Consider the following 15,681-nt stretch of genomic DNA (forward strand, 5'->3'; position numbering starts at 1 on the left):
ACAAGGTCAACAACCCATTTACACATAAATTACAAGAACACAATTTTTAACTTTATTTTTTTACATTATCACCAAGTTCTTTCAAAGGTTAAATAAACGATTTAAATTAAAAGTATACTTTTAAAAAAATTAATTATTTAATATCAAAAGCTTGGGCTAATTATAAGGTTTAAATACTAAATAACTTAATTTGACTTAAGTAATTATTTTGTATGAGTTAATTATCACAATACTTGCTTTATTTAGAGCAAATAATAATTTTTTCATCTATCAATTTCTTAGAATTACATGGCTCCTCGTCTAAATAGAATTTTACTGATTACCTATTACTCATATTAATAAAGATGTTAATTAGTCTTAATAAAACTAACTTAGCACCGCTTAAATAATATTATTTTAAGTTAAACCAGCCAGTAATTGAGTATCTTGCAGCACGAGCAAATGGAGTTACATAAGAAACAGAATGTGGTAATTGCACATCAAAAAGGGATAAAACATTACTTTTAGGCATAAAAGTCTCTGTCAGCTTTCCATCCATTTCATAAAAATGTAACAAACCACCCCAGTCTGGGTGCCACTGTGGTGTAAAACCAAAAACAAAAGCGATTGCTCTTTGCTTTGTAGGGAGTACATCATTATGTCGTGTCAAAAAATTTCCTGGTACATAGCGTGTTAATTGCACACTTGCACTTTTTAAACCCTTTACACCTGTAACATCACTAATCAATTTTAAAACTTCTTGGCCATTAAGATAATTAAATAGCTCCTTTAGTAACTCATCTTTTTCATTCTGAGTTATTTCATATCGCCCATAAAAAAAGCCAACCCCTTTACTCGCATTTTCATAAATAGTCTGCTGAAGCGCTCTCATTTTATTGGGAGACATATTTTTTAATTCATCATCTGATGATTGAATGTATTGGCCATTTAAAGAATATGCATTCAAATAAGGAATATTGTGTTTTAATTTTTCTGTAATTTTAGAAAAACCATCAAACTCTAAAACACTATCAACCATAATTCTCTTATTTTTAGAGTATTCCCTATGTAAATTAACTACATCAATATTTTTATTTAGTTGAATCATAAATATTCCAAAAATAAAAAAGCCACTAAAAAGTGGCTTTTAAATAAAGTTTAAGTTTCTAAGTTATTAGAACTTAATTGTAGCTCGTACATATACAAAGCGATCCATATTAACGTCGTACTCTGTAACAGAGAAGTTGTTAGTTGAGATTGCAAAGTCATTGTTAGTGTATTCACGAGAAGGTTCTTTCGCGAATAAGTTCTCAATACCTACACTAATTTTAGTGTTGTAAGCGTCTAGCGCATAACCTACAGATACATCATGTACAAAGTAAGAACCAATGTAATCAGCCATACCTGGGTAATTTTCTGCGCCGTAAGCTATGTCATAGTAGTTTTGCATACGGTCAACATAACGTGTTTGCCAATGCGCATCAAAGTCACCTTGAGACCAATCTAGAGCAAATGTGCCTTTATATTCAGGATAACCAGCATCACCATACTGTACGCCTACTTGATCTTCGCCATCGAACTCGTTAGTCATTACATAAGACAAATCAAGAGATGTTCTGAAGCTACCGTACTCAGTATCAAACTTGTATGCAGTATAAAAATCTATACCTTCAACATTGTAGGTACCTGAGTTTTGTAGGAAGTTACGTAAATCAACGATATTACCGTTAGCATCACGGTCAATGTAATCACAAGAAGATGCATTACTTCCTGAAGTACATTCGTTCAATATACGATTAGAACCGTAACGACCAATTGAGTTTTCAACTTCGATATCGTAGTAATCGATTGTGAATTCTAAACCATCAACATAGCTTGGGTTATAAACAATACCAAACGTTTTAGATTCTGATTCTTCTGGTTGTAAATCTGGAGAAGAAACGCGAGTTTCACGGATCTGTGTATTAGCTTGCGTGTAACCATTTGGTACGCCAGCACAACCAGGTAGGCTTGGAACAACACCTTCTACAGAGTTACACGGGTCTGTTAATGTAGGGTATGCATCTGCATTACCTGCATATAAGTCAGAGATTGAAGGAGCTCGGTAACCTTCAGCCCAAGTACCACGAAGAAGTAAATCATCCATTGGACGGTATTCAACACCAACTTTAGCTGTAGAGTTGCTACCATATGCGCTGTGGTCAGAGAATCTAATTGCAGGTGCAATAGTTAAACCATCAAATACTGGAATTGAAAGTTCTACATAAGCTTCATCTAAGCGGAAACCACCTGAAGTTGCATCACGTTGGTTACCTGAAGTTTCACCACTTTGAGTTAGTGGATCAGGCGTATCGTAACCTGACTCTTCACGACGTTCAAAGCCAACGGCCATACCTACAACACCTGCAGGTAACTCAAATGCATCACCAGCAAAGTTTACTGTGTAATCTTTAAGTTCTAAACCTTCACGAGAAACACTGTCAAATGTTACAAAATCAACCATATCTTGTGTAATTGAGCCAGCACCACCAAATAGGTTAAGTGGTACACAAGAAGTAGATGCATTACAGTTGTCACCTAATGCTTGGTTTATACGAGTAAGGTTAAGTAGACCTGTTGTTAAAACGTCTTGGCTATTCTTACCATAAATGTAAGAAGCATCCCAAACCCAAGATGTATCACCAATACCGCCCTCTAAACCAACCATTGCACGGTAAGTAGTATCATTTTGTCTGTAAATACGGTTACCAGCTTCTACAAAACGACGTTGACCAGCAAATGGGATATAACCTTCTACACCTGAGCGAGAAGCATCACCATACAGTGTTTCACCAAATGGGTTGTAGATATTATTTTCGTGGATGTCTACTCGGCTAGCTGCTGCACCAAAAGATGCACCAATTGTTAATGGCATCGCTGCAAGTAGCTGTGAAGATTTACGGTTAGTCATCATGAAATCTGATACGAAACGAACGTCATCACTTAAGTCATAAAAAGCTTGAACATAAAAACTGTTACGCTCTTGTGGCGTTGCAAGGTAGTTTTCAGGCGCGTAGTTGTAAACATCACCAGCTCGGTCACGGAATGAATCTAAACCTACAGCTGAACCTGCACCATTAGGAACTAAATCAAAACCAGCGTTTGACTTACCAGCGTTGTTTTCAGTGTAACCTTGAGCAAGTAAGCTATCACGAAGATCAGGGCTGATTGCACTTGAAGTAAGACGTAAACGGCCTTTTTCAGTTGTAGAGCTGTTACCCATAGAAGAAATATCGCGATCACCTGCCCAAATTTCTTGTTGAGTTACATGGCTAGCATTAAACATTAAGCCACCGCGGTCTGAAGTAGTACCAACAGTGATGTCTGCAGAATACTGGCGACCATCGTTGTACTTTAAGTTTTCACCACCGTATACAGAAACCTCAACACCTTCAAAATCTTTACGAGTGATGATATTTACAACACCAGCAATAGCATCAGAACCGTAGATAGCAGAAGCGCCGTCTTTAACAACTTCAACACGTTCAATCGCTGACGATGGGATTGTGTTTAAATCAACTGTAGAACCTAAAGATGAAACCCAGCGCTTACCATTTACTAATACAAGAAGACGTTGTGCGCCTAAGTTACGTAAATCCATGTTTGTTGCGCCAGTACCACCGTTATTAAAGGCAGTATTAAGTGCAGCACCCGCAGCTGGAATTTGTTGAAGAATGTCACCGATGCTTAATTGACCACTAACATTTAAATCATCACGGCTAAGAACTAAAACCGGGCTAGCACTTTCTAAATCAGTACGCTTGATGCGTGAACCTGTAACCTGAATACGTTCAACTTTTTCTGCGCCTTCTTCTGCAGCAAATGAACTTGCTGAGAAAGCAGCAGTAGAAGCTGCACCAAAAGCGATCGCTAAGCGAACTGCTTTTGAAACTTTGTTATTTAACATTTGATTCTCCCTAGAATACTATTTGTTTTTGTATTTTTTTGATCACACCTTGTTAATTAATTTGTGATCACGCTTCAGATGATAATACTTCAAACACAAGGTGGTCAACATTAAATTAACTTTAAAAGCACTTTGCATGACTTTTCATTATCATTTTTGGCGGTATTTTATTAGTTTTTTAAATTAATTTATGGATACGATTTAGAAACAAACTTGAGAATTAAAAACAACATCATGGTAACCAATTGATTTTTATGAGTTTAAATAAATGATTTTTTAAATTACGCTTTGTATTCTTTTTAGATAAAATTGTAACCAAGGCCACAATTGTTAATTTACCTTTAAATTTTTTATTCACCTTTGAAGTTGATAGGCGAATAATTAACTATAAAAGACTTTTTAAGCTCATAGTTAAGCTAAAACAACGAGGCTTGTGTAGATTCAGATTCTGTGTTTAATGCGCTTAATATCATTTGCGCAACAGGGTCGAGCTGTCTTTGAATGTACAGTGGGTAATTAAGGGTGTTTTTACCGGTATAAAGTTCGGCGCCAGTTATTGCGTAAACATATTCGATTACTTGCCCGCGTTTTATTTCAAACTCAGGATGGCTCGCTTTGTGTTTTTTAACTGCTTGAACGTGAGGTGGGATATTTTTAATATAATCGCTCAGGTGCTGCCCTAAACGCTTTCTATAAACGAGCTTGTGGTCAAAGTCACCGCTGTATAATTTTTGCGTGTAGCTGTTTATTATATTGTGCAGTTGCTGTATTTCGAAGTTGTCAGTAAATAACGTCTCAAATAATTGTGTTTGAAACTCTTGTGCAAATTCAGTCCAGTCACTACGTACCGTTTCCATACCTTTAAATACCAGTTTTTTTTCATTATTTTTGGTTACTTGCCCTACGTATCGCTTTTTAGAGCCTGTTTTTTTACCTCGTATAGTTGGCATAAAAAACGGACTGTAATGAGTTTCAAATTCAATTTCTAAATAACTATGTAAATCATAGCGTTGTTTTAAATCAGCTTGCCACATGGTATTAATATGATGAACAAGTTGGCAGCCAATTTCGTTGCATTGCTCAGGGCTTTTATCTTCACAAAGTTTTACAAACGTAGAGTCGGTATCACCATATATCACCTCAAAGCCTTGCGCTTCTATCCATTTACGGGTTGTTTGCATTATTTCATGGCCACGTAACGTGATAGAACTCGATAAACGGGGGTCGTAAAACCGACAGCCTTTAGAGCCGAGTACGCCATATAAACTATTCATAATAATTTTAATCGCTTGTGAGAGCATAGGTTGATTAGTGTCTTTTGCCTCTTGGCGTGTTTGGGTGAGGTGTGCAATTAATTTGGGGAGATGGTGCTGCGTTCTTGAGAATAACGCCTGATTAAATCCTTCAACCGCATGCTCTGGTGCGTTTAACCCTGCGATTAAACCTAACGGGTCAATACAAAACGTACGCATAATTGAAGGGTATAAGCTTTTAAAATCCAATACCAAAACGTTTTTATACAGCCCTGGAGTCGACTCCATCACATAGCCACCAGGGCTCTCAAATGAGAGCCCATGATCGCCTAAATTGGGTGCAACATAACCACTGCGATGCAATAACGGTAAATATAAGTTTGTAAATGCGGCAACCGAGCCCCCCATGCGCTCAAGTTCGAGCCCTGTTATTTGGGTTCTGACAATGGCAAATTCAAATAGCTTTAATTTTTCGAAAATTTGATTAACCAAAATACAATCTTGACGATTATAAGCCGCTAGAGAAAGCTTATCTTCGTTAAATTGACGAACAATTTCAGTTAGTCGGTTGTCGGTTTTTATTAATTTCGATTCGTTAAGCACACGCTCTGCAACATTGGCTAATGAAAAGCTGTCAAATCGGTAAGTGGCATTTTTTAATGTATCAATGCCATCAATGACGCACCGCCCAGGAAGCGTTAATCGGGTGTAATGGCCTTTATTAATATACAAAGGTTGATTATCTCGGCCAAAGTTAAGGGTAAGTCCTAACGCCTCTGCGCGTTCTTGCAATAAACTAAAGTCAAAATCAATAACATTCCAACCAATAATAACATCAGGATCGTTATTTATAATGTACTGCTGCAACTTGGTAAGCAGGTTAATTTCGTCATAGCACCAGTCTATTTCAAATGTGGAATCACTTTGCTGCGGCTCCCCTATCATCAATACACAATCTAAGCCATTTCCCACAAGTGCTACACTAAATAACACCCCATCGCCATTACATTCTATATCCAAAGAAACAGACGTAAGCGTTGGCGTGTAATCTTTGTTTGCTTTTAACTTTGCGTCACTAATTTCAATAAAGCCATTTTTAGTTGTGGCGTTACCCGTTACCCACACACCTCCTTTAATAAAGCGCTCCATTAAAAAGCGGTCACTGTGGCGTACATCGGCTTCGTAAATAGGCATTGCTTGCTCTAAAAGAGCGCGTGCAGTATATAAACTTTTTATATCGTTAAAGTAACAGGCAACACATTCGTTGCCACTAAAATGACACAACTCAACCTTATTAAACTGCGCTTTTATATTTGCCTGTGCGAGTAAAGTATTTGCAGTATGTTGCGCTGACAATGGGATGAAAAACACTGCCTGCTGGTTTTCAATAATAACTTTAAGTGGGCCATGATCAGAGCTTAGCCAATAACACAAAGTAATACCTTGCGTATTTTTAGCGCTGTATTGTTGCCTTGATAAAATAAAGCCCTGATAGATTGCTTGTGTCAATGTTCGATCCCACTTAATATATACACTGTAATTATATACATATTTTAGGTTAATCATCACATGCTATCGAGCTCACTTAAAAAAACAATTAGACAAGTACACCAGCATGTTGCAAATAACCTAACCGATTACCGCCCTCGCAGTAGTCAAAACTATTTAGTTGCTGAAATCGCCAAAACATTAGCCGGTGAATACCATAAAAAACAACGTATTTGTGTTATTGAAGCAGGCACAGGCACCGGAAAGTCATTAGCTTACTGCCTAGGCGCTCTGCCTCTGGCATTAGCACAAAAAAAGAAACTGGTTATTTCTACGGCTACTGTGGCTTTGCAAGAGCAGTTAATCGCTAAAGAACTGCCGTTTTTTAAAAAGCACTCAGGACTCGATTTTAAATTTGATTTAGTCAAAGGTCGTCAACGTTATATTTGTGCCCACAAACTTCATAATGCACTAAACAGCGATAGCCAAACTCAAATGGAGTTTATGCCTACCCTTACATCGCCATTAAGCGATATGGAAACTAAGTGCTTAAAGCAACTTTACGATGCCTATATCAATAAAAAGTGGCAAGGTGATAGAGACAGCTGGGCCGATACCATTCCTGATAGAGTATGGGGGCTCATTGCTTGTGATAAGCATGCCTGCCAACGTCAGATGAAAGCACATCAAACATGCCCGTTTCAACTGGCTCGCCAACAGTTAATGCAAATGGACGTATTGGTTATAAACCATTCGTTACTGTTAGCCGATTTAGATTTAGGGGGCGGAAAAATTTTACCCGAGCCCGACAACACCATTTATGTAATCGATGAAGCGCACCACCTTGCACATATTACTCGCGACTTTTCATCTGCCGCCGCCACAATAAAAGGCACGATAGATTGGCTCGACAAACTTACTAAATTCAGTGGCAAAATGGCCAAAGTGTTAGTGGGTCAAAAAGGTATTGGGCAAAACTTTAAGTTATGCGATAGCGTTAACGATGCTAACAAAGATTTAAAAGTGGTGCGGGATATACTCGACAACGCCGATTTTGAATATTCAAAAGACGATACCTATCGCTTTGAACATGGTGAAATCCCTAAATCGTTACACGCTAAGGCAAAAGATATTAGCGAAGCCACGCTTGATGCATTACGGTGTTTAAATAAAATGCACGACACCCTCACCCAAGATGTAAGCGACGGTGATATTAAACCTTATGTTGCCGACCCTATTCTGGCTGAAAGCGGGCAATACATAAACCGATTAGAGCAACTTAATAAATTATGGTTTAGTTACGCCACTAAAGGCGAAGGCACGCCGCATGCGCGATGGATAAAACGACTTGAATATAAAAGCCATCATGATCACCTGCTTAGCGACTGCCCTATTGAAGTCGGTTACTATTTAAAAGATAAGCTGTGGAGCGAATGTGCTGGAGCCGTGTTATGTTCAGCTACCTTGAGCGCACTCGGTTCATTTGATCATTTTGCCTATGAAAGCGGCCTTGCCAAAGAGGAAGGGGTGAAATTTATTAAAGTCCCCTCTCCGTTTGACTACCCAAAACAAGCCACTTTACGCATTCCGGCCTCAAGTATAGAGCCAACAGATAAAGAGTTTAGCGATCATATTGCTAAAACATTACCCGAGTATCTAAACACTAAAAAAGCCAACTTAGTGTTATTTGCCTCTTACTGGCAAATGGACCATGTAAGTAAGTTTCTTAGAACAAAAGGATTTAACTTATTAGTACAAGGTGAAATGTCACGAGAAGCTTTACTCAAATTACATACTAAAAATATTGATGAAGGCAAGGGCAGTATTTTATTTGGTACCCAAAGTCTTTCTGAAGGGCTTGATTTACCTGGGAAGTATTTAGAAAACCTGATTATTACCAAAATTCCGTTTGCGGTGCCCACCTCGCCTATCGAAGAAGCGCAAGCAGAGTTTGTGCAAAGTAAAGGCGGTAATCCGTTTTTATCGATAACCGTGCCAGACGCAGCAAAGAAATTGGTACAAAGCTGTGGTAGACTGCTGCGTAAAGAAAGTGATGCAGGCACAATAACTATTTTAGATAGACGCCTAGTCACCAAACGATATGGCAAAGCCATGCTTGACACCTTACCACCTTTTAAAAGACAAATAGATTACTGATGTTTGAACTTGCACTCGACCCAACAACTTGGGCTATTTTATGTGGCGTTGCACTTTTAGCTGGCTTTATTGATGCTATTGCTGGCGGCGGTGGATTACTCACTGTACCAGCACTGTTAACGGCAGGATTACCTCCTCATTTAACGCTTGGCACTAATAAATTGGCCGCCAGTTTTGGCTCGTTAACGGCCAGTATCACCTATTATAAAAAACAACTATTTAACCCACGATTTTGGTTTGCTTCTATTATGGCTACCGCCATAGGTGCTTTGTTAGGCACACTTATTGTTGATCATTTAAGTATCGAGTTTCTAAATAAGCTCTTACCCATTATTATTATTTTAGTGGCTTGCTACAGCTTGTTTGGTAATTTAAGTACCACACAAAGTGATGATCTGCCTAAATTAACCCGCACAATAAAAGTAAAACAGTGGCTACAAGGATTAAGCCTAGGTTTTTTTGATGGTTTAGCTGGGCCTGGAACGGGAACTTTTTGGACTGCCTCAAACGGTATGCTTTATAAAATGAGTTTGCTACTCAATTGTGGTTTGGCGCGTTCAATGAATTTTGTTTCTAACTTCATCTCTCTGATCACCTTTGTTGCACTTGGCCATGTTAACTTTTTACTGGGAATTACAATGGGCTTCTTTATCATGCTTGGTGCATGGTTTGGCGCACATTCAGCTATTCGTTTTGGCAGTAAATTTATTCGCCCAGTATTTAATACTATGGTTATACTTTTAGCGTTAAAACTAATTTACGAGGCATACTTTTAATATGCAATCTGCTGCTTTAGACAAACTACGCCAACAAGTTGCTACGCTTAAGCAACAAGCTGAGCAATTTGATAAAGCAAAATTATTTGCTAAAAACCGTTATATGCAGGCACAGCCAAGCTTATTTGACAGAGCCGTATTTAGCACCAAAAGCATGAACTTGGTTGATTACGTAGTAGAAATAGAAGATGAAATAGCCAGCCTACCACCGAGCGATCACCGCCATGCCTACACTTACGCACTTGAGCGCATTGCTAGTCAGGTACAAGCGGTCTTTAATGTAATTAAATCGACCCCTATTTGGGTGAAAGAAAACAAAAGTCATTATAAGCCTCGTGCCAAACAGCCTATTTACAAACAAGCAGTGCAAAAAATCATGCAATCATCCCATGAGTTATATGATGAGCTTAAACAAAACCATGAGTTTGAACGCCGCCTAGTGCTGATGATTGAAGAGCGTAAGTTACAAATGGAAAAAGCATCACCTGCGCAAGCACAAAAACTTAATCAAGAAATTTTAACCACTCATGCACGACTCGGCCGTTGCAGAAAAGCAATTTCTGCCACCGAAGACAAAATTCAACAAGTAGAAAAACAACAGCTACGCTAATGCAGCTTTATTATCACTATCTGTACTCGCAATTAGAGTTACCTGAACGCCATCGCTTTCCAATTAAAAAGTATCAGCAGCTCAAGCATGAAGTTGAATTTTTAGGCTACACCCAATTTATATCACCTTCGCCAGCAACAACAGCGCAATTGAAATTGTGTCATAGCTCAGAGTACATCGCTGATTTTTTAAATGGCTCGTTAACTGACAAAGCGGTTAAGAAAATGGGATTCCCTCACTCTCCTGAACTTGTTGAGCGAACACTTTACTCTGTTGGTGCCAGCATTCAAGCCGCTGAAAGTGCAATTAAAAGTGGTTTAGCGGCTAATTTAAGTGGCGGTTATCATCATGCTTACAGCAATTACGGCAGTGGCTTTTGTATTTTTAATGATTTAGCCATTGCTGCAGCCCACCTTATTGCAACGGAGCAAGCCGACACCGTATTAATATTTGATTGTGACGTGCATCAAGGTGACGGCACAGCACAAATAACCCAACAGCACGAGCAGATAATTAGTTGTTCAATTCACTGTGAACAAAACTTTCCTCGGCAAAAACAGCACTCAAACTACGACTTTGGCTTACCTGCAAACACCACAGATGCAGAGTATTTAACAACACTAGAGCAAGCTCTTGAGTTATGTGTTCGCCTCCACCAGCCCGATATTATTTTATATAATGCGGGCGCCGATATTTATACCAAAGACGAACTTGGCTTATTTGATGTTTCTTTGGCTGGCGTATACGCGCGTGACTTTGCCGTTCTTAACTTTTGTAAGCAGCGAAACATCCCGCTTATGTGCGCTTTAGGTGGTGGTTATCAGCGTAACATCAATGATTTAGTCAGTGTCCGTAAACAACTATTTAAAGCGGCTCTCGATTTATAACAATCCTTGGTATAGACTCAACAAAGACAATAAAAAAGAGTGACAGGAATATGCGCTTAGATGACGACATACACAACTTTTACGAAAAAATCGTTCTAGAAGAAATAGAAAAACGTAAACTTAATGAGCGTTACAACGACGATGTAATGGCTGACTTTTGCTGTACCGTGCTCAATCAGTTACCACCTCGCTATATTCGATACGATGTAGACATGGCGTTTTATTTAACCCAAACAGATCGTATGGACATGGAACAACGCGTTGAACTTGCCATTAACTTTGCGATTGATCAGATTGCTAAAAAGAAAGATATTAATGAGTAACCCGCTAGAAGAAGCCCCTACGCACATAAAACTGGCTGTTGATTTAATTATGATATTAGAACAACACGACGTAGAGCCCGAAGAGGTTTTAAAAGCACTCGACATTGTAAAAAGTGACTTTGAGAAAAAAGTAACAAAGCGCGCGTAGCGCTTTTTGCTTTTTTAAACAGCAACTATATTTTCATCTGCAGATTGCTGAACCAGTAATAATAACTGCGCGGCAGCTTTGGCATCGTCTAATGCACGGTGATGATTGGTTAAGTCTAAATTAAAGTGTGCAGATAAATTTCCCAGCGAGTATGACTTTAGCCCCTTAAATGCTTTACGTGATTCAACGACTGTACACAGTTTCGGCATTTTAAAATTAATCCCTATCCTCTCAAGCTCTTTTTTAATAAATCCATAATCAAAATTAACATTATGCGCCACAAAAATACTGCCTGATAATTGATTCAGTAACGGCGCTGCAATCTCGCTAAATATGGGCGCATTGCTTACCATGGCATCGTTAATGCCTGTAAGCGAGGTAATAAAACGAGGGATGGGTCGCTCTGGGTTTATCAATGTGGTCCATGTATCAACTATTTCGCCCTGCTTTACTTTAACAATACCAATTTCGGTAATGCGGTTACCGCCTTTGAGGCCTCCTGTAGTTTCAATATCAACTACACTATAAATACGGTTAGGGTCTACATACCACTTCACCGCTGCAATATTTACGATAAAGCCACAGCTTTTTAAATTATCGATACTCACTAGCTGGTTTCTTTTAAGCTTATCTCCGGGCGCTTTAACCTCTTCAAAATGAACGGCATTGTTATCAACAATCATTAAATCGGGGTAACCATCTTTTAGCTGTCGGTAGTTTTTTGCCATGTTTTTTAAATGGCTTAATAGCGCATTTATCGGGCTGTTTAAAATAAGCATCTCTAATGGCTTTAATACATCTTTGTGCCATCTAAATAAGCCATTTGGTTGCTCATAATACTTCGCTGCATGGTTACACACTAAACGCAGCAATTTTTGGGTACTATTACACGCAGCTAGCCGCGCTTCTATTTGTGAGGATTGATTTAAATAAAAGGTGTCTGTTTTTAAGGCTTGCGGGTAAATATCAAATTCATTACAAGGCGGTGTCGGGGTTTCAATAAAAAGTTCCTGCCAAAAAACCAGCGCAAATAAGCTTTGCCACAAAGTATTTTCAGTATAAAAAACCTGTTTGCCTTGACGAGTGTAGTGATCACTTACACCTAACTCAACATCGCCACGGTAAAGTTCATCAACCTCTATAATACAGCGTGTACTGGCTAACATTTCACTAAGCCGTGAGCGTGTTTGCTTGTTAAATTTGCGCATTAAAAAGTCATCCGCAAAGTACAGTAACTCATCGGTGAGCGGATTTTCTATAATTTTCTCAAGTTGCGCCTTTACCCATTCTTTATTACCTAAACGGTATTGCTCTCTTATTTGAATTTCTAGTGCGTGCGCATCGTCTTCGCAGGCATTGAGTACATCAAACGCTAATACAGGGTTAGTTGTTTTTAGTTGCTTATAAAGTATGACCAATAACTTATTCTTTAGCTCTCGAGCTACAACCCCTACTGCTAATTCATTTATTAACTGTTTTGCTAACGTCTCATTTTCATTGTCATCTTTCGCGTTTTTAACGGCTAACCGAAAACGGTTTAACACATAGTTAGATTGCGCTTCCTCAATTGAGTCAAAGCGAGACAAACTTTCATTATGCCCTTGCCTAACAGGAGTTACCCCTAAGTCTCTTAGTACAAACCGGTTTTGATGATTCACATCACCGGCACTGAGCCTGCCAATATACAAAAACTCAAAATACTGGTAACACTCATCTCTATTATTGATCACGTACTGATTATACAAATGCGAAAGACGCTCTGGCTTAGATTCAAAAAATGAAATAGCGACTTCAACTAAACAACTTTTAGCAGCACTTTTTTTAAATAATGGTGGCTGCTCTTGTTGAGATAACAACTCAATTAAGGCCGGCTTTGTTAGATGACTAAGCAGTTGCTTAGCGTCTGCTTGTGAGGGTTCACAGATTAACCCAGCTGTTTTTAAATTAAAAAGTGCCTGATAAGGCGAAATAATCTCTTCATAATTTAATGACTGAGTTTGCACTAAATAAGGTTTACGAGAATAAATACGTGCTAGCATGCATTGGCTTTGCTCGTCGAGGGTGTTTATTTTATTAATAAATGTAATGTGCTTTTGCTCAAGTAAATGCATACATTTATCGCTCACAAAGCCTATTAGCTCTTTAAAATGTGCCAAATAATATTTTGCTGGTAACTCTTTTCTCATAACAACCGCCAATACTGTATATAAAAACAGTATAATTATTTGAGCGCTTTTAGCAACCCAATTGGGAGTTAATAGCCTTTTAGAATTTAAATTGATTCAATCTCGGGCGCTTTAATTTCAGCGAGGTTTGTTACTTAATAAACTAAGTTAAAACCGAGCACCCTTTTTATACCCTGGCCCTTATCTTCACCTGTGTAGATAGCAGAACCCTTCAAGCAGTGCGTGTTTAACATTAACGAAGCGTTAGTACCTATTTACGGGCATTCACATGGCAAAAGATCTATTTTGCTTAAAAACCAAACACACTGCTGAAACTTCAACCTCAAAAGATAAACAGACCCTCGCGCAACTCAATTAATTTATTTATGCATACGTATTACTATTGAAATATCTTTTTTAGCGTGATTACTCTGTGCTAAGGTTGCCCGCAAATTATTAGTGGTACTTTAACTTCATTACACATAATAAAAATTAGGATTGAACAACATGACAACACAGCATGCAACTAAAGGTGAGCAAAGCGCACAGACAAAGTGCTCACTTTTATACGTTATTTTTATATCGGCTGTTGCCGCCATTGGTGGCTTTTTATTTGGTTTTGATTCAGGCGTTATAAATGGCACTGTATCGGCATTAGGTAATACATTTAACTCAAGCAGTGTAGCAACAGGGTTTAATGTTGCCTCTGTTTTACTTGGTTGTGCGCTGGGTGCTTTAGCTGCTGGCCCATTAGCTGACAAATTTGGCCGTCGCGCTATTATGATTGTCACTGCACTTATATTTGCTATCAGTGCATTTGGCTCTGGTATTGCTGATAGCTCAGCTGAGTTTATTTTTTACCGCTTATTTGGTGGATTAGGTATAGGTGCGGCATCTGTTTTAGCGCCGGCTTATATTGCAGAAGTAGCACCTGCCAGCTTACGCGGCCGTTTAGCAACACTGCAGCAGCTTGCTATTGTGCTGGGTCTGTTTGCTGCCTTTTTAAGTAACTACCTAATTGCTAATGCCGCAGGCGGTGCCGAGGGTATTTTACTGTTAGACTTAGCAGCATGGCGCTGGATGTTTTGGGCTGAACTGGTTCCTGCAGGCTTATTTTTAATTGGGGTCTTGTTTATTCCTGAGTCACCGCGTTACTTAGTCGCACAAGGCAAGCTTAAACACGCTAAAACTGTATTTAATAAAATTTCAAACGATGATGCTGATGCGCAAATCAATGACGTTAAGCAGTCTCTGAAAAGCGATAAAAAACCAAGTATTCGCGATTTATTTATCGATGGCAGTAAAAAGGTACACTCTATTGTTTGGGTGGGTGTGGCCTTGTCAGTGTTTCAACAATTTGTTGGTATTAACGTGGTATTTTATTACGGTTCAGAGCTTTGGCAAGCCGCTGGTTTTGATGAGTCACAATCACTGTTTATAAACGTGCTTGCGGGTACCACTAATATTTTGTCTACTTTTATTGCTATTGCTTTAGTTGATAAAGTGGGACGTAAGCCATTGTTACTGGTAGGTAGTATAGGTATGTTTATTAGTTTAAGTGCACTTACCTACACCTTTGGCAGTGCAGGCCTTGATGAAGCGGGCAAGTTAGCACTTAGCGAAAATATGGGTACCTTTGCTTTAATAATGGCTAACCTGTTTGTGGTATTTTTTGGTTTAAGCTGGGGCCCAATTGTGTGGGTACTGCTTGGTGAAATGTTTAATAACCGCATTCGCGGCGCCGCGCTTGCAGTTGCTGCTAGTGCGCAGTGGATAGCTAACTTTGCTATTACTATGACCTTCCCTATCATGCTAGGTAGTATTGGTTTAGCAGGCGCCTATGGCTTTTATACCCTCTCGGCGTTTATTAGTGTGTTTTTTGTAGTTAAATACATTAAAGAGACACGCGGTATGAAGTTAGAGTCAATGTAATTACTTGGCTGGAGTAA

11 protein-coding genes are annotated in these 15,681 nt (G+C 38.8%); 7 read left to right on the forward strand and 4 right to left on the reverse strand.

The features are described 5' to 3' along the window. Nucleotides 1-391: 391 nt before the first annotated feature. The 3 genes from BM380_RS10640 to BM380_RS10650 all read right to left on the reverse strand — a co-directional run bounded on the left by BM380_RS10640 (nucleotide 392) and on the right by BM380_RS10650 (nucleotide 6,687). On the reverse strand, nucleotides 392-1,087 hold the full coding sequence (locus tag BM380_RS10640; protein WP_036953878.1) for a 2OG-Fe(II) oxygenase: 696 nt from the start codon (nucleotides 1,085-1,087) through the stop codon (nucleotides 392-394). Between the two features lie 66 nt (nucleotides 1,088-1,153). After that, nucleotides 1,154-3,925 carry a TonB-dependent receptor plug domain-containing protein gene (locus BM380_RS10645; protein WP_058154991.1) on the reverse strand — a complete coding sequence of 924 codons (2,772 nt, stop codon included), beginning with the start codon at nucleotides 3,923-3,925 and terminating at the stop codon, nucleotides 1,154-1,156. Between the two features lie 416 nt (nucleotides 3,926-4,341). Continuing rightward, entirely contained in the window at nucleotides 4,342-6,687 is a 2,346-nt protein-coding gene (locus tag BM380_RS10650) for a DNA polymerase II (protein WP_090494493.1), read from the reverse strand. 60 nt (nucleotides 6,688-6,747) lie between these two features. Here BM380_RS10650 and dinG point away from each other — a divergent pair, with 60 nt between their 5' ends. Genes dinG through BM380_RS10680 form a run of 6 tightly spaced genes read left to right on the forward strand, consistent with a single transcriptional unit; the run spans nucleotide 6,748 to nucleotide 11,567 of the window. Further along, nucleotides 6,748-8,823, forward strand: coding sequence for an ATP-dependent DNA helicase DinG (gene dinG, locus BM380_RS10655; RefSeq protein WP_033103784.1), 2,076 nt, complete (start codon nucleotides 6,748-6,750; stop codon nucleotides 8,821-8,823). Further along, on the forward strand, nucleotides 8,823-9,599 hold the full coding sequence (locus BM380_RS10660) for a TSUP family transporter (RefSeq protein ID WP_016898974.1): 777 nt from the start codon (nucleotides 8,823-8,825) through the stop codon (nucleotides 9,597-9,599). Before dinG ends, BM380_RS10660 begins: the two co-directional genes overlap by 1 nt. Before the next feature lies 1 nt (nucleotide 9,600). Continuing rightward, entirely contained in the window at nucleotides 9,601-10,209 is a 609-nt protein-coding gene (locus BM380_RS10665) for a primosomal replication protein (RefSeq protein ID WP_090494313.1), read from the forward strand. After that, nucleotides 10,209-11,096, forward strand: coding sequence for a histone deacetylase family protein (locus BM380_RS10670; RefSeq protein ID WP_090494315.1), 888 nt, complete (start codon nucleotides 10,209-10,211; stop codon nucleotides 11,094-11,096). Before BM380_RS10665 ends, BM380_RS10670 begins: the two co-directional genes overlap by 1 nt. Nucleotides 11,097-11,146: 50 nt before the next feature. Beyond that, entirely contained in the window at nucleotides 11,147-11,419 is a 273-nt protein-coding gene (locus BM380_RS10675) for a late competence development ComFB family protein (RefSeq protein WP_090494317.1), read from the forward strand. Beyond that, complete coding sequence (locus tag BM380_RS10680; RefSeq protein WP_090494320.1) at nucleotides 11,412-11,567, forward strand: YbaM family protein; 156 nt, start codon at nucleotides 11,412-11,414, stop codon at nucleotides 11,565-11,567. Before BM380_RS10675 ends, BM380_RS10680 begins: the two co-directional genes overlap by 8 nt. Before the next feature lie 14 nt (nucleotides 11,568-11,581). On the opposite strand, the gene BM380_RS10685 is transcribed toward BM380_RS10680, so the two are convergent. Continuing rightward, nucleotides 11,582-13,753: an exonuclease domain-containing protein gene (locus tag BM380_RS10685; RefSeq protein WP_090494322.1), complete on the reverse strand. Its 2,172-nt coding sequence runs from the start codon at nucleotides 13,751-13,753 to the stop codon at nucleotides 11,582-11,584. Nucleotides 13,754-14,239: 486 nt separating this feature from the next. On the opposite strand from BM380_RS10685, the gene BM380_RS10690 reads away from it, so the two are divergent. Continuing rightward, nucleotides 14,240-15,664 carry a sugar porter family MFS transporter gene (locus BM380_RS10690; protein ID WP_090494324.1) on the forward strand — a complete coding sequence of 475 codons (1,425 nt, stop codon included), beginning with the start codon at nucleotides 14,240-14,242 and terminating at the stop codon, nucleotides 15,662-15,664. The last annotated feature ends 17 nt before the right edge of the window (nucleotides 15,665-15,681 follow it).

The sequence above is a fragment of the Pseudoalteromonas sp. DSM 26666 genome, from assembly GCF_900116475.1.
Classification (GTDB): Bacteria; Pseudomonadota; Gammaproteobacteria; order Enterobacterales; family Alteromonadaceae; genus Pseudoalteromonas; species Pseudoalteromonas tetraodonis.